Source organism: Streptomyces sp. NPDC102437, from assembly GCF_044765565.1.
Lineage (GTDB): Bacteria > Actinomycetota > Actinomycetes > Streptomycetales > Streptomycetaceae > Streptomyces.
The window spans coordinates 325,162-342,910 of the sequence record NZ_JBIWKI010000002.1 but is presented as its reverse complement, the minus strand read 5'-3'; the positions used below and the strand labels follow the sequence as shown (position 1 = coordinate 342,910).

The 17,749-nt window shown below is 71.7% G+C and carries 17 protein-coding genes; 6 read left to right on the top strand and 11 right to left on the bottom strand.

Features of this window, described 5'->3' with window-relative positions:
• Nucleotides 1–87: 87 nt before the first annotated feature.
• The gene (locus tag ACIRJP_RS04860) at nt 88–1,545 is read right to left on the bottom strand and encodes an alkaline phosphatase PhoX (RefSeq protein WP_404168154.1); all 1,458 of its coding nucleotides are present in this window, start codon (nt 1,543–1,545) and stop codon (nt 88–90) included.
• Between the two features lie 198 nt (nt 1,546–1,743).
• Nucleotides 1,744–3,207 carry a hypothetical protein gene (locus ACIRJP_RS04855; protein ID WP_404168215.1) on the bottom strand — a complete coding sequence of 488 codons (1,464 nt, stop codon included), beginning with the start codon at nt 3,205–3,207 and terminating at the stop codon, nt 1,744–1,746.
• A 300-nt stretch (nt 3,208–3,507) separates the two neighbouring features.
• Here ACIRJP_RS04855 and ACIRJP_RS04850 point away from each other — a divergent pair, with 300 nt between their 5' ends.
• A complete protein-coding gene (locus ACIRJP_RS04850) occupies nt 3,508–5,364 on the top strand; it encodes an endonuclease/exonuclease/phosphatase family protein (protein WP_404168152.1) in 1,857 nt (618 codons plus the stop codon).
• A 9-nt stretch (nt 5,365–5,373) separates the two neighbouring features.
• Here the strand turns inward: ACIRJP_RS04850 and ACIRJP_RS04845 are convergent, their stop codons facing one another.
• Nucleotides 5,374–6,087 carry an antibiotic biosynthesis monooxygenase gene (locus ACIRJP_RS04845; protein ID WP_404168150.1) on the bottom strand — a complete coding sequence of 238 codons (714 nt, stop codon included), beginning with the start codon at nt 6,085–6,087 and terminating at the stop codon, nt 5,374–5,376.
• Nucleotides 6,088–6,223: 136 nt separating this feature from the next.
• Here ACIRJP_RS04845 and ACIRJP_RS04840 point away from each other — a divergent pair, with 136 nt between their 5' ends.
• Entirely contained in the window at nt 6,224–7,354 is a 1,131-nt protein-coding gene (locus ACIRJP_RS04840) for a lipid II:glycine glycyltransferase FemX (protein ID WP_404168148.1), read from the top strand.
• Between the two features lie 67 nt (nt 7,355–7,421).
• Nucleotides 7,422–7,865: a GNAT family N-acetyltransferase gene (locus ACIRJP_RS04835; protein WP_404168146.1), complete on the top strand. Its 444-nt coding sequence runs from the start codon at nt 7,422–7,424 to the stop codon at nt 7,863–7,865.
• An 18-nt stretch (nt 7,866–7,883) separates the two neighbouring features.
• Here ACIRJP_RS04835 and ACIRJP_RS04830 read toward each other — a convergent pair whose 3' ends face one another.
• The gene (locus ACIRJP_RS04830) at nt 7,884–8,555 is read right to left on the bottom strand and encodes a DUF4232 domain-containing protein (RefSeq protein WP_404168144.1); all 672 of its coding nucleotides are present in this window, start codon (nt 8,553–8,555) and stop codon (nt 7,884–7,886) included.
• A gap of 153 nt (nt 8,556–8,708) precedes the next feature.
• Here ACIRJP_RS04830 and dapA point away from each other — a divergent pair, with 153 nt between their 5' ends.
• On the top strand, nt 8,709–9,593 hold the full coding sequence (dapA, locus tag ACIRJP_RS04825; RefSeq protein ID WP_404168142.1) for a 4-hydroxy-tetrahydrodipicolinate synthase: 885 nt from the start codon (nt 8,709–8,711) through the stop codon (nt 9,591–9,593).
• Between the two features lie 68 nt (nt 9,594–9,661).
• Here the strand turns inward: dapA and dapD are convergent, their stop codons facing one another.
• Both dapD and ACIRJP_RS04815 read right to left on the bottom strand, forming a co-directional pair.
• A complete protein-coding gene (dapD, locus tag ACIRJP_RS04820) occupies nt 9,662–10,651 on the bottom strand; it encodes a 2,3,4,5-tetrahydropyridine-2,6-dicarboxylate N-succinyltransferase (RefSeq protein WP_404168140.1) in 990 nt (329 codons plus the stop codon).
• A 177-nt stretch (nt 10,652–10,828) separates the two neighbouring features.
• Entirely contained in the window at nt 10,829–12,160 is a 1,332-nt protein-coding gene (locus ACIRJP_RS04815) for an MFS transporter (RefSeq protein ID WP_404168138.1), read from the bottom strand.
• Nucleotides 12,161–12,268: 108 nt separating this feature from the next.
• Between ACIRJP_RS04815 and ACIRJP_RS04810 the strand changes: the two genes are divergently transcribed.
• Nucleotides 12,269–13,156, top strand: a complete 888-nt coding sequence (locus ACIRJP_RS04810) for a winged helix-turn-helix transcriptional regulator (protein ID WP_404168136.1) — start codon at nt 12,269–12,271, stop codon at nt 13,154–13,156.
• 133 nt (nt 13,157–13,289) lie between these two features.
• Here the strand turns inward: ACIRJP_RS04810 and ACIRJP_RS04805 are convergent, their stop codons facing one another.
• A complete protein-coding gene (locus ACIRJP_RS04805; protein WP_266736459.1) occupies nt 13,290–13,826 on the bottom strand; it encodes a TetR/AcrR family transcriptional regulator in 537 nt (178 codons plus the stop codon).
• Nucleotides 13,826–14,146 carry a multidrug efflux SMR transporter gene (locus ACIRJP_RS04800; RefSeq protein ID WP_124718537.1) on the bottom strand — a complete coding sequence of 107 codons (321 nt, stop codon included), beginning with the start codon at nt 14,144–14,146 and terminating at the stop codon, nt 13,826–13,828. Before ACIRJP_RS04800 ends, ACIRJP_RS04805 begins: the two co-directional genes overlap by 1 nt.
• 187 nt (nt 14,147–14,333) lie before the next feature.
• Between ACIRJP_RS04800 and ACIRJP_RS04795 the strand changes: the two genes are divergently transcribed.
• Entirely contained in the window at nt 14,334–15,362 is a 1,029-nt protein-coding gene (locus ACIRJP_RS04795; RefSeq protein WP_404168134.1) for a hypothetical protein, read from the top strand.
• A 31-nt stretch (nt 15,363–15,393) separates the two neighbouring features.
• On the opposite strand, the gene ACIRJP_RS04790 is transcribed toward ACIRJP_RS04795, so the two are convergent.
• The 3 genes from ACIRJP_RS04790 to sufU all read right to left on the bottom strand — a co-directional run bounded on the left by ACIRJP_RS04790 (nt 15,394) and on the right by sufU (nt 17,735).
• Entirely contained in the window at nt 15,394–16,788 is a 1,395-nt protein-coding gene (locus ACIRJP_RS04790) for a DUF3616 domain-containing protein (RefSeq protein ID WP_404168132.1), read from the bottom strand.
• A 147-nt stretch (nt 16,789–16,935) separates the two neighbouring features.
• Entirely contained in the window at nt 16,936–17,283 is a 348-nt protein-coding gene (locus ACIRJP_RS04785; protein ID WP_266736465.1) for a metal-sulfur cluster assembly factor, read from the bottom strand.
• Nucleotides 17,280–17,735: a Fe-S cluster assembly sulfur transfer protein SufU gene (gene sufU, locus ACIRJP_RS04780; RefSeq protein ID WP_072483050.1), complete on the bottom strand. Its 456-nt coding sequence runs from the start codon at nt 17,733–17,735 to the stop codon at nt 17,280–17,282. Before sufU ends, ACIRJP_RS04785 begins: the two co-directional genes overlap by 4 nt.
• Nucleotides 17,736–17,749 lie beyond the last annotated feature (14 nt).

Here is a 17,749-nt window from a genome sequence, read left to right as displayed (position 1 = left end):
AACTCTAGAGGGGTGCCCGGCCGGCGCGCGAGGGAATTACGCGCGCCGACCTGAGAGGGCCATTGCCGGAAATCCGGCGACGGGCAGTCAGCCGCGGTTCGGCTGGCGCTTCCACGGGCCGGTGATGGCGAGCATGATGCCCGGCGTCTGGATGTTGGCGTACAGCGTCCTGCCGTCGGGCGAGAACGTGACACCGGTGAACTCGCTGTACTCCGGCTCCTCCTCACTGCCGATGTTCAGCTCGTTGCGCGCGATGGGGTAGGTGCGGCCGCTCTCGGTCGCGCCGAAGAGGTGCTGGACGCCTTCGCCGTCCTCGGCGATGACCAGTCCGCCGTACGGCGAGACGGTGATGTTGTCCGGGCCGTCGAACGCGCCGTCCTTCGACGGGTCGGCGTTCACGCCGAGGAGCACCTTCAGCGTCAGGGTGCGGCGCTTGGGGTCGTAGAACCAGACCTGGCCGTCGTGCTGGACGGGGCTCTCGGAGCGGGCGAACGAGGAGACGATGTAGGCGCCGCCGTCGCCCCACCACATGCCTTCGAGCTTGCGGGCCCGGGTGATCGCGCCGTCGGCGAACTGCTTGCGCACCGAGACGGACTTGGCGTCACGGTCGGGTACGTCGACCCAGTCCACGCCGTACACCGTGCCGGTCTTCGTGGCGCGGGACAGGTCGTCGACGAACTTGCCGTTGCTGTCGAAGCACTTGGTCGCCTGGAGGACACCGGCGTCGTCGGCGAGCGTGCGCAGCTTGCCCCGGCCGTGCCGGAAGCCGTGCGGCGGGACCCAGCGGTAAAGGAGTCCGTTGGGGCCGGAGGCGTCCTCGGTCAGGTAGGCGTGGCCCTGCTTGGGGTCGATGACGACGGCCTCGTGGGCGTACCGGCCGAACGCCTTGATCGGGTGCGGGTCACGGTTGGCGCGCCGGTCGTACGGGTCGACCTCGAAGACGTAGCCGTGGTCCTTGAGCAGGCCGTTCTTGCCGGCCTTGTCCTCGGTCTCCTCGCAGGTGAGCCAGGTGCCCCACGGGGTGGCGCCACCGGCGCAGTTGGTGGAGGTGCCGGCGATGCCGACCCACTCGGCGGTACGGCCGTCGCGGCGGGTCTCCACGACGGTGCAGCCGCCGGCCGCGACCGGGTCGTAGACAAGGCCCTCGGTGAGCGGCACCGGGTGCTCCCAGCCGGCCCGGGTACCGCTGAGCTCGTGGTTGTTGACGAGCAGGGTGACACCGCGCGGGCCCTCGAAGGTGGCCGTGCCGTCGTGGTTGGAGGGGGTGAACTCGCCGCTCTCCAGCTTGGTGACCCCGCAGTGGGTGATGACCTGGTACGAGAAGCCGGCGGGGAGCGCGAGTATGCCCTCGGGGTCGGCGACCAGCGGCCCGTAGCCGGGCTCGCGGTCGTGGCCGTGGCCGTGGTCATGGCCGTGGCCGTGCTTCGGGTCCCCGGCGGCGAGGGCGCCCGGCGCGGTGGCCAGTGCGGCGACGGTACCGGTCAGCGCGATGCCTGCACCGGTGAGGGCGGACTGCTTGGTGAATTCCCTGCGCGTGATGGGCATCACGTACTCCTGGGGCAATCGGGCGGTTGTTGGCGCGCCCACAGTCGCGCCCTTGCGCCAACACCAGTTGAACTGCGGGCGACGCCGAGGGGCATCCTTCCTGTGCAGTTGGCCTGAAGGGATGTCCCGAAGTCGCCGTCCACCCCGGACCGGGCCGCTAGTGCCGCCCGTTCCGCCCGTGCCGTACCCGGCCGGAGGTCAGGCCCCCTTGCGCGACCGGGCCTTGAACGCCGCCTTGCGGGCCTCCTTGGCCTTCTTCTTGTCGCTGTGCAGCCGTCCCATCGCTTCGAGGACATCGGCGGTCGCCGGGTGCGCCACCCGCCACGCCTCGTCGAAGAAGCCGCTGTGCTGGCCCGCCAGGCCCTCGACCAAACCCTGGAGCTCGCCCAGGTCGCCGTCGGTCTCCAGCTGGGCCGCGATCGTGTCGATGGCGAGCCAGAAGATCATCGGCTCCGGCGGGGCGGGGACGTCCGCGGCACCCAGCTCCGCGAGCCAGACCCGGGCGAGGCCGCCCAGCTCGGGGTCGTCCAGCACCGCGCGCACCGCGGGCTCCGCCCCCGCTCCGACCAGGGCGAGAGCCTGCTGGCAGTGCAGCCGGCGCAGCGGTGCCTGCTGGTCCGTGCCGCGCGACGCCGCCAGGAGTTCGGCCGCCGCCCCGTCCGCACCGCCGCGCCGGGCGAGCCACAGTTCGACCTCGCTGCGGGCCGCCGCCTCGGGGTAGTACGCGACCCCGCCGAGCAGCGCGTCGGCGCCCTTGTCCGCGAAGTCGCCGATCGCCGGGGCGTCCACCCCGGCCTCCAGCATCCGGCTCCGCAGGCCGTAGAGGCCGAGGGGGGTCAGCTTCACCATTCCGTACCGGCTGACGTCCTCGTCGTCGGCCGGCGGGGCGGCGTCCTCGCCCTCCTCGACCAGCAACGCCTCGTCCACCGGGCGGTATTCGACGATGCCGATGGGTTCGAGTACCCGGAACTGGTCGTCCAGGCGCATCATCGCCTCGGACACCTGTTCAAGGATGTGGTCGGTGGGTTCGCCCATGTCGTCGGGGACGATCACCGACGCGGCGAGGGCGGGCAGCGGTACGGGTACCGGGTCCGTGCCGCCGTGGCCGTCCCCGACGGTGAGCAGGTACAGATTTCCGAGGACTCCGTCGAGGAACTCCGCCTCGACCTCCGGGTCCCAGTCCAGGGATTCGAAGTCGATCGAGCCGTCCTCACCGACGAGGTCGGCAAGGTCGTCGAAGACGGGCGCGGTGGCGTCGGCGTGGACGGCCTCCAGGCCGTCGAGCCAGATCGACAGGACGTCCTTCGGTGAACCACCGGTGACGAGCGCCAGGGCCTCACCGGCGGTCGCGGTCCCCTCAGCGTCCGGTCCGGCATCCTCGCTGGGGTCCTCGACGTCGACGAGCCCCGCGTCGACCGCGAGCCGCCACGCCTCGCTCGCCTCCGCCGCCCCGTCCTCGTCGGCCGCCAGGCCGATGTGCTCGGCTGCCGCGGGCAGTTGGGCGTCGACGAGCTCGCCACCGGCGCCGACCCGCGTCTCCGGGCCCGCCCAGCGGGCGAGCCGGACGGCGCGGGCGAGCAGCGGCGCGGCGAGCGCGTCCCGAGCCAGCTCGGCCTCGGTGCGCAGCCGTACGGGCGGCAGGGTGGGGCGCTCTGCGGACATCAGATGGTTCTCCTCGGGGACGTACGGATCGGGCGTACCGGACATGCGGGCCGGACCTGCGGGCCGGACGTACGGATCAGGCGTCCGCACATACGGGCCGGGCGCACCGGACGTACGGACCGGGCATGCTGCACGTACGGATCGGGCGGCCCAAGCGTAGACGCATTTCGCCCCATGCCGCCCGGTTCATGCAACGGACAGCGGCAGTACACCCGGCAGACCTTGACAACCCCCTTGCGCACACAAGAGATTGACGCGCGTAGATCTCCGCCCCGACCCTCGATACCCCCGGAGCCCGTGATGCCTGCCGCATCGTCCAGAACCACCGCTGTCTCCGCCGTGGTCACCGCCGCCCTCGCCGCCGGTCTGCTCTCCGGCGCCGCGACCACCTCCGCGTCCGCCTCCACCGCCGGCCTGCCCGTGGACGGCCAGGTCCGGATCCACGACATCCAGGGCTCCACCCGGATATCCCCGCTCGCCGGCCAGCAGGTCGCCGACGTGGCGGGCATCGTCACGGGTGTGCGGACGTACGGTACGAAGGGCTTCTGGTTCCAGGACCGGAACCCCGACGCCGACCCCGCCACCAGCGAGGGCGTCTTCGTCTACACCGGTTCCGCCCCCACCGTCGCGGTCGGTGACGCGGTCACCGTCTCCGGCACGGTCACCGAGTACGTCCCGGGCGGTCTCGACTCCGGCAACCAGTCGCTGACCGAGATCAGCAAGCCCACCGTCACCGTGGTGTCCTCCGGCAACGCCCTGCCCTCGCCGGTACGGGTCTCGAAGCGCTCGGTCCCCTCCCGGTACACCCCTGAGGGCGACCCCGCCGCCGGCGGATCCATCAACGCGCTGCCCCTGCGGCCGTCCCGCTACGCCCTCGACTACTACGAGTCGGTCGAAGGCATGAACATCAGCGTCGGCACCTCGCGGGTGGTCGGCGCCACCGACGCGCACGCCGAGCTGTGGGTGACGGTGAAGCCGCGCGAGAACGACGCCCGCCGCGGCGGCACCGTCTACGGCTCGTACGGCTCGCAGAACACCGGACGGCTCCAGATCCAGTCGCTGGTGCCGCTGGCCCAGCAGCCCTTCCCCAAGGCCGACGTGGGCGATGTGCTGACCGGTACGACCGAGGGCCCACTCGACTTCAACCAGTACGGCGGCTACACGCTGACCGCCCGCACCATGGGCACCGTCACCGGCGAGGGCCTGCGCCGGGAGACCACCCGCAAGCAGCGCGGCGGCGAGCTGGCCGTGGCGACGTACAACGTCGAGAACCTCGACCCCGGCGACCCGCAGGAGAAGTTCGACGCGCTCGCCGCCGCGGTCGTCGACAACCTCGCCTCGCCCGACATCGTGGCGCTGGAGGAGATCCAGGACAACAACGGCGCGAAGAGCGACGGCACGGTCGCCGCCGACGCGACGGTGAAGAAGTTCATCGACGCGATCGTCGCGGCGGGCGGTCCGGCGTACGACTGGCGCTCCATCGACCCGCAGGACAAGAAGGACGGCGGCGAGCCCGGCGGCAACATCCGTCAGGTGTTCCTCTTCAACCCGGAGCGGGTCTCGTTCACCGACCGGGCCGGCGGCGACGCGACGACGGCGACCGAGGTCGCCCGGGAGCGGGGCCGCGCCGCTCTGACGCTCTCCCCCGGCCGGATCGACCCGGCGAACCCGGCGTGGCAGGACAGCCGCAAGCCGCTCGTCGGAGAGTTCAGCTTCCGCGGCCGTACGGTCTTCGTCGTCGCCAACCACTTCGCGTCCAAGGGCGGTGACGAGTCCATCTTCTCGGAGCACCAGCCGCCGTCCCGTTCCTCGGAGGTCCAGCGGCACGCGCAGGGGGCGGTGGTCAACACCTTCGTCAAGAAGCTGCTGAGCGTCCAGAAGAACGCGGACGTCCTGGTCGTCGGTGACATCAACGACTTCGAGTTCTCCGGCACGGCCGAGGCGCTGACCGCCGGGGGCACGCTGTACCCGGCGGTCAAGTCCCTGCCTCGCTCGGAGCGTTACAGCTACGTCTACCAGGGCAACAGCCAGGTTCTCGACCAGATCCTGACCAGCCCGTCGATCGACGACTTCCAGTACGACAGCGTGCACATCAACGCCGAGTTCGCCGATCAGAACAGCGACCACGACCCGCAGGTGCTCCGCTTCCGCCCGTAGCGGCGGGCCCTACGCGCCCGCGCTCGGCCGGATGCTGAGCGCGGGCGTGTACCGGTTGACCCCGCCGCCGCTCACCCCCGGGTACGACCGCACCCGTTCCCACTGCGGCGTGCCCGACCCGATCCCGGCACCGGGCGCGGCCGACGCGTCGATGTGGGCGGCCGCGCTCTCCCATTCGGCGTAGTTGAGCACCCGCGTCCCGTCGGTGCTCACGTGGAAGTGGCCGGAGATGCCGCCCGGGGCGGGCGCCGGGTCGGTGCCCAGCGCCTCGAACACGGTGTCCACCCAGTCCCGTTGCCGAGCCTTGTCCGCGCCGTCGAACTCCACGTCGACGATCACGACGCAGCCCGGCTCCCGTCCGTCGCCCTCGCGGGGCGGCGTGGAACGGTAGAGCTCCAGGGTGTGCAGTCCGAGCCGCCGGATGCCCGGCACGGCGGCGTCGATGTCCGCGTTGCGCTCGTCCCTGCCGTGCCGGAAGAAGTCCTGGTATGCCTGTTCACCACTCCACTGGCTGTAGTGGAACAGGGTCCTGCCGTCCTCACCGGCGTGGACGGTGTACGAAAGAAGTCCCGGATGCGGCCAGTCCCGGCTCTCCCACGCCTCGCGAATGGCCTCGACCGTCCGCCGCATGCGCTCCGGGGTGCCCACGTCCCAGGTGCTCGCCTTGACGAGTCCGGCGTCGTTACGGGCAAGATCGGGACCGGATTCGAATCGCACGCTCATGACGGGACCTCCCTGGCGGGCGCACCGGGTGGCGCGCCGTTGCGGACCACCCTGATACGTCAAGTCCGCTCGAGGTCAACAGCACGCCCCGTCGATACCGTCGGACCCACCGACAGCACAACGAACGGAGTACCGCATGGCACCGCATCTCAGGACGATCGGCCGCGATGAGCATCTGGCGTTCGTCGCGAGCCGGCCGGCCGTGAGCCATATGCAGGTTCCGTCGTGGGGCGATGTGAAGCCCGACTGGCGTGCGGAGAGCATCGGCTGGTTCGACCGGGACGGCACGGGGGAGCGGATCATCGGGGCCGGGCTCGTCCTGTACCGGCCGATCCCCCGGGTGAAGCGCTATCTGGCCTATCTGCCGGAGGGTCCGGTCATCGACTGGCACGACGGCGGTCTGCGTGAGTGGCTGGATCCGATGCTGGCGCATCTGAAGGCGCAGGGCGCGTTCTCGGTGCGGATGGGCCCGCCGGTGGTCGCCCGGCGCTGGGACGCCCGGACGGTGAAGGACGCCATCGCCGACCCGGCCGCCGGCCGCCTGCGCGACGTGGAGCCGGACGCGCGGGAGCCGCGGGCAGGCGAGGTCGTGAAGCAGTTGAGCGCACTGGGCTGGCGGCGCGGCGAGGAGGAGAGCGAGGACGGTTTCAGCGCGGGGCAGCCCCGGTACGTCTTCCAGGTCCCGTTCGCCGGGCTGTCGCTGGAGGAGATCCGGGGCAATCTGAACCAGCAGTGGCGGCGCAACATCAAGAAGGCGGAAAAGGCGGGCGTCAAGGTCGTCGAGGGCGACTACGAGGACCTCCCGGCCTTCTACGAGCTGTACCGCGAGACGGCCGGGCGCGACCGCTTCATCCCCCGTCCGCTCGGCTACTTCCAGCGGATGTGGACCGCGCTGCGGGCCGAGGACCCCGACCGGATGCGGCTCTACCTCGCCCGGTACGAGGGCGAGACGCTCTCCGCCGCGACGATGCTGACCGTCGGGAACCACGTCTGGTACTCCTACGGCGCCTCGACCGGCCGCAAGCGCGAGGTCCAGCCCAGCAACGCCATCCAGTGGCGCATGATGAGCGACGCGCACGAGCGGGGCGCGGCCGTCTACGACCTGCGCGGCATCACCGACACCCTGGACGAGAGCAACCACCTGCTGGGCCTGCTGCGCTTCAAGGTCGGTACCGGCGGCCGGGCCGCCGAGTACATCGGCGAGTGGGACTACCCGCTCAACAAGGTGCTCCACAAGGCGTTCAGCCTCTACATGGCGCGCCGCTGACCGTACCGGGCCGGCGGGCCGTGGGCCGGGCGCCGGGTGCTCCGGCGCCCGTGCCAGACTCCGGAACGTGATCCTTCGCACCGCCACCCGCGCCGACCTGCCCGCCGTCCTCGCCCTGCTCGCCGACGAGGAACGGGTCGTCGATCCGGCCTCGGTCGTGGTCGACGACGCGTGCGAGGGGGCCTTCGCCGCCATCGAGAGCGACCCGCGCAACGAGATGCTGGTGCTGGTGGACGGCGACACCGTGCTGGGCTGTGCGCAGGCGACGTACATACCGGGGCTGGGCAGGGGCGGCGCGGAGCGGGTGCTGATCGAGGCGGTACGGGTCAGGGCCGACCGGCGGGGCGGCGGGCTGGGCCGGGAGCTGATGAAGCAGGCGGTGGACCGGGCCCGGCTGCGCGGGTGCGGGCTGGCGCAGCTGACCAGCGGCAAGCGGCGCGCGAACGCGCACCGGTTCTACGAGTCGCTGGGCTTCGCCCGCAGCCACGAGGGCTTCAAGCTCGCCCTCTGACCCCGCGCCGCCGCTCCGCTACGGGGCGGCCCGCCACGCGGTCATGTTGAGCTCGTCGAGCAGCCGTACGTCGCTGCCCTCCAGCGGGAAGGTGCGCCCCTCCAGTCCGGGCGCCGGTGCGATCTCCAGGGCGTCGCCCTCGATGAGGTCGCCGCCGGTCGGGGTGGAGACCCAGGCCAGGAGCGAGCGCACGGTCTGCCCCGGCTCCAGCATGACCTCCTTCGGCCCCCGGTCGGTGCCCATGTAGGAGGAGCCGGGGTTCACCGGGACGGCCAGCGGGTCGCCTGCCTCGTCCAGGGCCCGGACGGACGGGTAGCCGTGGACCCGGTACGGCTTGCTGCCGCAGTTGGTGAGGGTGAGTCCGACGGCCCGGTGGCCGAGCGCCGCCTCCACCTCGCCCATGTCGACGACGACGCCGGAGGACGGACAGCCGGCCGGGACGGTGGGCGTGGGCGCGGGCCCCTGCGCGCCCGGCCGGTCAAAGACCCCGACCGAGACGCTGGGGAACGGCGTCGGCAGCTTGTCGGCGTGCACCCGGTAGGGATCGCTGGGCGTCGGCTCCGGCTCGCCCTCGCCCGCCGGCACGAGGAACCCGGCGCATCCGGAGAGCGTCAGCCCCAGCACCCCGGCCAGCAGCCCGGCCGCCAGCGGCCCCCGACTGCCGGTCCCCGCCCGCGTCAGTCCTCGCATGCTCACGCACCCACCCCGGTCCCGGCCTGCCGTACAGTCGTTCGATCATGCCAGACTCGTGGGCGCGAACCCGCGACTGTTCAGTCCTGCTTGCCGCTCACCCCAAGCAGATCTAAGTGGACCTTCGCGGTCCGGTCGGCCGACACTTCGAGGATGACCTCACCAGCGCCCCCCTTCGGCCGCGCGCTCTGCGCCATGATCACGCCGTTCACCGAATCCGGCGAGCTGGACCTGGACGCGGCCGGGAAGCATGCCGTCGCCCTGGTCGCCGACGGCTGCGACGGACTGGTGCTCAGCGGCACCACCGGCGAGTCCCCGACCACCACCGACGCCGAGAAGACCACGCTGCTGCGGGCGGTCCGGGCGGCGGTCGGCGACGGTGTACCGATCGTCGCCGGGGTCGGCAGCGCGGACACCCGGCACACGATCGCCCTCGCCCGGCAGGCCGAACAGGCGGGCGTGGACGGCCTGTTGGTGGTGACGCCGTACTACAGCCGGCCGCCGCAGCCCGCCGTCGAGGCGCATTTTTGGCGCGTCGCCGACGCGAGCGGCCTTCCGCTGATGCTGTACGACATCCCCGGCCGCACCGGCACCCGCATCGAGCCGGAGACCCTGCTGCGGCTCGCGGAGCACCCGCGCATCGTGGCCGTGAAGGACTGCGCGTACGACCTGCTGGGCTCCACGAAGGTGATCGGCGCGACCTCGCTGGCGTACTACTCGGGCTGCGAGGAGCTGAATCTGCCGCTGTACGCGGTGGGCGCGGCGGGCTATGTCAGCACCGTCGCCAATGTGGCGCCCCGTGCGCTGCGGGCGGTCCTGGACGCGTTCGACGCAGGGGACACCGCGCGGGCCGCCCGGCTCAACCGCCTGGTCCTCCCGCTCGCCGAGGCGATGATGGCCTCCGGGCTCCCCGGCACGGTCACCGCCAAGGCGCTGCTCGGCGCCGGACCGGTCCGCGAACCGCTGCAGCCCGCCGGACGCGGGGCGACCGACGGGCTGCGGAGGGCTTACGAGGAACTGCTGCGCGCCACCGATTGAGAGTGTCCGGCAGTAGGCAGCGCGGGCGCCGCGAGGCCTACTCCCGGACACTCTGAGGCCGGGCGGCCTCAGTTGTGGCTGTGCAGGACGTCGTTGAGGCCGTCCCAGACCGCGTTGTTCGGGCGGGCCTCGACGGCGCCGGTGACCGAGTTGCGGCGGAAGAGGATGTTCGAGGCTCCGGAGAGCTCACGGGCCTTGACGATCTGGCCGTCCGGCAGCGTGATGCGGGTGCCGGCCGTGACGTAGAGCCCGGCCTCGACGACGCACTCGTCGCCGAGCGCGATCCCGACGCCGGCCTCGGCGCCGATCAGGCAGCGCTCGCCGATGACGATGCGCTCCTTGCCGCCGCCGGAGAGGGTGCCCATGGTGGAGGCGCCGCCGCCGATGTCGGAACCGTCGCCGACGACGACACCGGCGGAGATGCGGCCCTCGACCATCGACGTGCCGAGGGTGCCGGCGTTGAAGTTGACGAAGCCCTCGTGCATGACGGTCGTGCCGGCGGCGAGGTGCGCGCCGAGCCTGACCCGGTCGGCGTCGGCGATCCGGACGCCCTTCGGCGCGACGTAGTCCGTCATCCGGGGGAACTTGTCGACCGAGGTGACCTGGAGGTGCAGGCCCTCGGCGCGGGCGTTCAGCCGCACCTTCTCCACGTCGTCGACGGCGACCGGGCCGAGCGAGGTCCAGGCGACGTTGGTGAGGAGGCCGAAGAGCCCGTCCAGGTTCTGGCCGTGCGGCTGGACGAGGCGGTGCGAGAGGAGGTGCAGACGCAGGTACGCGTCGTGGGCGTCCAGCGGCTTGTCGTCGAGCGAGGCGATGACCGTACGTACGGCGACGACCTCGACACCGCGGCGGGCGTCCACGCCGATGGCCTTGCCGGCGCCCTCACCGAGAAGGTTGACGGCCTGGTCGGGGGTGAGCCGTTCGGTTCCGGCCGGGCCCGGCTCGGCGGTGAGCTCGGGGGCGGGGAACCAGGTGTCGAGAACGGAACCGTCGCCGGCGATGGTGGCGAGGCCGGCGGCGACGGCGCCGGTGGTGCGAGCAGAAGTCGTGTCGGTCATGACACGAAACCTAACCGGCGAGGCACCACCGGGGCCAACCGGTCTCGCCGGGTGGGCAGGTCCGGCCCTGGAGCCCGGACCTGCCAGGTCAGCCAGGCTGTGTCTGCCGTTCGGGCACCGGTACGGCGGCCGCCTCGCGCACCGGTCCCCGCAGCCGCACAGGGTCTTTCGTTCGGATCAGGCCGGATCAGGGAGCGGGGTCCGGTGCGTGCGATCGCAAGGCGGAGGAGGGAGTCGACGCGGCGCGTCGGCGACCGACGACAACGCGGAGGGGGTCCCCCTGGCCCTTGAGGCCTTGGGGGAGTGCGTGCCGGACCCCGCGAGCCCGGCGGGATCCGAACGAGAGGCCCTGGCAGCCAGCACCGCCGCCCCCGCGCCGCAGGCCAGCACCGCGCAGGCGGGCCAGAGCAGTCCGGGCGCGTGGGCGTAGAGCGCACCACCGAGCGGGGGCGCCAGCACCTGGCCGCTGATGGAGGCGCCCGCGTACAGGCTCTGGAAGCGGCCCTGTGCGTGGTCCGGTGCCTGGTCGGCCACGTAAGCCGTCGCGGTGGTCTTGTAGAGGATCTCGCCGGCGGTCAGTGCCGCCATCATGGTGACGGCGGACAACACCCCGGCGCCGGGAATCAGCACCGCGTAGCCCAGCCCCACCAGCAGCAGCCCGGTGCCCACGATGGACAGCGGCGCCCGGCGGCGCAGCATGTGGGCGGCGGGGAGTTCCAGCAGGAGGATGAGCCCTCCGTTGACGGCCAGCAGCCAGCCGTAGAACTGGTCGCCGTGGCCGTGTTCGGCGAGGAAGACGGGCAGGGTCGAGTATTGCTGCCGGTAGACGAGGTCGACGCAGAGGATCGCGGCGAGCAGGACCAGCACGGCGGGCCTGGCCCGCAGCTCCCGCCAGAGGCCCGGCGCGCCGGGGTCACGGTCCGGCCGGGCGTGCGCGGTGCCGCGGGCGGGGAGCACCGCCGCCGCGTACCCGGCGAAGAGCAGGGTCCCGAGTCCGTCGGCGACGAACAGCCAGCCGTACGAGAAGTGGGCGGCGATCAGCGCGCCGAGCGGCGGGCCGACGGCGAACGCGGCGTTGCCCGCGGCGCGTACCAGGGCGAAGCTCTGGCGCCTGCCGCCCTCGGGGACAAAGACCGCGACGAGCGCGGAGTTGGCGGCGCGCACGACGCCCGCCGCGTACTGCGCGAGCGGGAGCACCCCGTACATCGCCGCGACAGGCAGGACCGGCAGCGCGGCCAGCGCCGCCCCGCTGACCAGGGCGCCGGTCAGCAGCATCCGGCGGTGGCCGTAGTGGTCGCCGAACCAGCCGCCGGTGAAGTTCCCCGCGACCAGGCCGAGGCCGCCGATGCCCGCGACGACTCCGGCCTGCGGGACGCTCAGTCCGCGCGCCCCGGTCAGATAGACGAAGAGGTAGATGAAGGTGAAGCTGGCGACCCCGTTGAGAAAGGAACCGAAGGCCAGCAGCCGTACGGTGCGCGGCACGTCCCGCACGACCCCGAAAAAGCTCATCCCCAGCACCCTCCCCAGTGAGTTCCTTTTGGGAACGGACTATGGCATCGTGGTTTCCTGCAGGTCAAGCCGGTAAGCGGCGAATACGGGAGACGGACGGAGGAGCCGATGCCCCAGCGCACCAGCCTGGCCGACGCCGACTGCGCGATCGCCCAGGCGCTCGACGTCGTGGGCGACTGGTGGACCCTGCTGATCGTGCGGGACACGGCGCGCGGGGTGCACCGCTTCGACGCGCTCCAGCAGGAGCTGGGCGTGTCCCGCAAAGTGCTGACCGAGCGGCTGCGGCTGCTGGTCGACGCGGGGGTGCTCTCCCGGGAGCCGTACCAGGACCGGCCCCCCCGGTACGAGTACCGCCTCACCCCGCGTGGACGCGCGCTGCTGCCCGTACTGATCGCGCTCCAGGACTGGGGCGACACCTGGGTACTGGGAGAAGGGGAAATGATGGCGACGACCGCGGAGGCCTCGAAGGAGGCGGCCCGGGTGCACGCCCTGGTGGGCACCCGCCTGCCCGAGCTGCGGCTGCTGGACCTCGACGGGGCACCGCGCGACCCGGTCGCCGGCACCCCGTACACCGTTCTGTACTTCTTCCCCGGCGCCTACGCCCGCCGGGACGCCTATCCGCCGGGCTGGGCCGAGATCCCGGGCGCGAGCGGCTGCACGCTCGAATCATGCACGTACCGCGACCAGTTGGCCGAGTTCACCGCGGCGGGCGCGACCGTGCATGGGGTCTCCACCCAGCGCCCGGACGAGCAGCGGGCCTTCGCGGACGCGGAGCGGCTGCGGTTCCCGCTGCTGTCCGACGCGGAGCTGGAGCTGACGGCGGCGCTGCGCCTGCCCACCTTCCGCGCGGGCGGCATCAGCCGGCTGAAGCGGCTGACGCTGGTGGTGGGCCGCGACCGGACGGTCCGCGAGGCGCTGTATCCGATCACCGACATCGAGGCGAGCGTCCGGGCGGCCCTGGCGGCGGTACGGAACGGGGGCCCGGCCGGCGTGTGAGGGGCACGCGATCGACGGAGCGGTCATCCGTTCCGTCGATCGGGGGCGGAGCGATCAGCCGGCGCACGGGGACGGAGCCGATACCCGGCGTTCGGCGCGCGGATCGGTCAACCGGCGCCCGCGGCCGGATCCGTCAACCGGCGATCCGCCGCAGCATCTCCCGTGCGTACGCCTCGTCGTACTCGCCGCCGGTGAGCAGCACCTGCAGACAGATCCCGTCCATCAGCGCGATCAGCGCCCGCGCGGTGACCGGATCGGTGCGCCCGGACAGCAGCTCGGCGGTGCCGTCGGTCCACTCGGCGGCGACGGGCCGCAGCGCGGGCCTGCGGAGCGCGGCGAGATACAGCTCGTACTCCAGCTCGGCCCGCCCGCGTCCGCCGGAGAAGTACTCCCCCAGCAGCCGGGCCAGCTCCTCGGCGAGGTCGGCCGCCGGATCGGCCAGCGCCTCGCTCTCCCGCATGACCTCGGCGAAGTTCTCGTTCGACCGGCGCAGCGCGGCGATCAACAGCTCGTCCAGCGAGGCGAAGTGATACGTCGTCGAGCCGAGCGGCACATCGGCCTCGGCGGCGACGGAGCGGTGACTCAGCCCCGCGATGCCCTTGGCGCCGACCACCCTGATCGCGGCATCGATGATGCGGTCGCGCCGCTCGGGGTCGTAACGGCGCACCATCAGTGGGCCCCGCCCAGGTTCAGCACCACCACTCCGGCGATGACCAGCGCTATGCCCGCCAGTTTGACCGGGCTGCCGGACTCCCCCATGAAGAGGATGCCGATGGCCGCCACGGCCGCGGTGCCGATCCCCGCCCAGATCGCGTAGGCGGTGCCCACCGACAGCGTCTTCAGTGTCTGGGCGAGCAGTCCGAAGGCCACGAGGTATCCCGCGACGGTGATCAGCGAGGGCCAGAGCCGGGTGAAGCCCTCGCTGTACTTCATGGCCGTCGTGCCGGCCACCTCCGCCGCGATCGCCGCGGCCAGCAGTCCGTATCCCATGTGTACGAGTGTACGCATCGCCGCCCGAACGACGGTACGAGCGCTTTCGGCCAGCGGGGACGCTACGGTGTCCCGACCAGCACACCGGACAACGACACATGACGGAGCAGCAGTGGCGCAGGACGCAGGGTGGGGCGGCGGAGCACCGTACGGAGGGCCCCCGGGTCCGCCGGGATGGGGTGGCTGGATGCCACCGCCGAAGCCGGGGGTGATACCGCTGGTGCCCCTGAAGCTCGGGGACATACTCGGCGGCGCCTTCAGCACGATGGGGCGCTACTGGAAGCAGCTGTTCGGCATCGGCGCGGCCGTGTACGGCGGGGCGGTGGTGCTCATGGCCGCCACGGCCCTGATCGCGTACTCCGCGGTCAGCGACCAGCTGCACACCGTCATCTCGCTCAGTGCCGAGGAGGACCCGAGGTCCTCGGAGGTGGTGCCGATCGTGGTCGCCTTCGGTGTCGTCTGGCTGGTCGCCATGATCGCCTTCGCGGTCGCCACGGCCATGATGTACGCGACCGTGCCCGCGATCCTGCAGGAGGCGGTGCTGGGCAGGCCCACCACCTTCTCCTTCATCTGGCGCCGGGCCTGGGCCCGCGTGCCGGCGGTGTTCGGAACGGTGGTCCTGACCCTCCTGATCGTGATGGTCCCGATGGTGCTCCTGGTGGTCGGCATCTTCGCGGTGATCATCGGCTCCATCACCCTGGAGTACGGGGGCAACCTGGCGTTGTGGACCGCGCTCGGCTTCCTCGGTGCCCTGGCCACCGCCCCGCTCGCGATCTGGCTCTGGGTGAAGTTCTGCCTGGCACCCTCGGCCGTGGTGTTCGAGGGGCAGTCCCCGGTGGCCGCCCTGCGCCGCTCCGCGCAGCTGGTGCGCGGCGACTGGTGGCGGATCCTCGGGATCACCCTGCTGGCCCTCGGCATGGCCTACGTCGCGAGCTACGTCATCCAGATGCCGTTCTCGTTCCTCGGCATGTTCTCCGGCGTGATCGGCGGATCCACCCTGGACGAGGACCCGAACCCGGCCGCGATCGCCTTCGCCATGAGCGGCTATCTGGTGATCATGGCGCTCGGGCAGCTGATCAGCCAGTTCATCGCGGCGACGTTCCCGCAGCTGGTGACCGGGCTGCTCTACGTCGACCGGCGCATGCGCACGGAGAACCTGGGCCCGGCCCTGGCGGAGGCGGCGACCGCCGCACCGCCGCCGCCGTACGGACCGTAGGACCGCGCCCCGGGCCCGCCTGTCCGGCCCGTCAGCCGCCGACGGTGAACCGGACGGCGCGGGACTTCTTCCACTCGGCGTGGTCGAGATCCTTCGCCTCCGTGCCGTCCCCGTACAGGTCGGCCGAACCGGCATCGGTGATCAGCTGCGTCCGGGCGCCCGGAACGGTGAGGTCGGGAACGTCCACGACGGCCTCCCAGCCGCCCGCGTCGGCGGTCGGCAGCTCGGCCCGCTTGACCGGGGCGTGCGAGGCGACCCCGTCCCAGGCGTAGAGGGCGTACGGGTCGGAGTTGTCGTCGGCCGCCCAGGAACCGGCCACGATCAGGTACTGGTCGGCGGCGTTCTTGCGGATGTCCCGGATGCTGAGCCCGCCGAGGTCCAGCTCGATCGGCGCGCCCATGACCGCCTTTACCCCGCTGCCGGCCACCTCGTCGAAGTTGGTGACCGGCACGATCAGGGCCTTGCCGCCTGCCTTCGGCGGGACCAGTGGTGCCCGGAAGCCGAGGTACGCGGTGGTCGTCGAGCCGGGCGCGAACTCCAGACCCTCGATGTTGAACCCGTCGATCTGCTTGGGTACTTCGCCGTCGGCCGTGCCCGCGGCGAAGCCGAGCCGGTTGCCGTTGGCCTTGTCCCAGGCGACGAGATCGCCCCGGAGCTTCCCGTACTCGCCGCCCACCGTCAGCGCGGTGGCCGCGCCCGAGCCGGTCACCGTCGTGGTGAAGACGGTGTTGCGGTCCAACTTGTACTCGCCGTCCTTGTTGTTGCCGAGCGATCCGGTCCAGTAGATGGTGTCGCCGACCCGGGCCGCGCCCTCGATGTCCACCTCCTTGTCCGCCCCGAGCTCCGGACCGACGTCCCAGCTCTTCACGGGCGCGCCGGATGCGGAACGGTCGTACAGGCGAAGCGTGTTGGACTCGTCGTCGGCCACGACCATGTACCCGCCACCGACGTCGACGGCTGCCGAGGCGTCCGAGGAGCCGGTGAGGTAGCGGGTGTCGGCGGCGTTCTGCACGGCGGCCGAGGCGGCGTAGTAAAGTTTCCTGGCCGCGGTCTTGCCACCGAGCCCGGTGACCTTGACCGTGAGGTCGGTGTAGCCGCGCCCGTGCGCGGCGACGGAGAGCTGCCGGGTGGCGCCCGTACCGGTCACGGTCACGTCCCCGGTGCCGGCGACGGACGGCTTGGAGCTGGCGGACGCCGTCACGCCGAGCGCGCTCGCGTCGGCCCCGCTCTGCGCGACGGTGACGGTGACCGCGGGGTCACCGCCGGCACCGACGGCACCGGAGAGGTAGGAGGCCGAGAAGGCGATCGTCGGCGTTCCGTAACTCGCGGCGTGCGCGGGGGCGTTGATCCCCAGCGCGGCCAGCAGGAGCACTCCGCTCGCGGCGGCGGCCATCCTGCGGTCGGGGAGCGAAAGCTGATGCAGCACGGCATGCCTCTCGTCGGCGTGGTGTCGCGGGTAGGTTCCGCTACCCGTGCCAACGAGGAACACACCTCGTGAGTACGGCAGGTGAAACAACGACGAAAAACGGCCCCCGGCGCGAAGCCGGGCAGCCGTTCGTCGTCGGCAATGGGCTCAGACGTTGAAGCCCAGGGCGCGCAGCTGCTCGCGCCCGTCGTCCGTGATCTTGTCCGGACCCCACGGCGGCATCCAGACCCAGTTGATCCGCAGTTCGTTGACGATGCCCTCGGTCGCGGACTTCGCCTGGTCCTCGATGACATCGGTCAGCGGGCAGGCCGCGGACGTCAGCGTCATGTCGAGGGTGGCGATGTTGGCGTCGTCGATGTGGATGCCGTAGATCAGGCCCAGGTTGACGACGTCGATGCCCAGCTCGGGGTCGACGACGTCGTACAGCGCCTCACGGACCTCCTCCTCGGAGGCCGGCTTGGTGGTCAGTACTTCCGGCGTACCGTGATCGCTCATGCCGTCTTCCCTTCGGACAGCGCTTTGGCCGTCGCGTCCTTCCATGCCATCCAGCTCAGCAGCGCGCACTTCACGCGGGCCGGGTACTTCGAGACGCCGGCGAACGCGACCGCGTCCTCCAGCACCTCCTCCATCGCGTCGTCCGGCTCCAGCTGGCCCTTCGACTGCATCAGCTCCAGGAAGGTCTCCTGGATCTTCTGCGCCTGGCCCAGCTCCTTGCCGACCAGCAGGTCGTTCAGCACGGAGGCGCTGGCCTGGCTGATGGAGCAGCCCTGACCCTCGTACGACACATCGGCGATGGTCTCGCCGTCGTACTTCACCCGGAGAGTGATCTCGTCGCCACACGTCGGGTTGACGTGGTGCACCTCGGCGTCGCCGTCCCGCAGGCCGCGCCCGTGGGGGTGCTTGTAGTGGTCCAGGATCACTTCCTGGTACATGGAATCAAGCTTCACCAGTCAACCCTCAG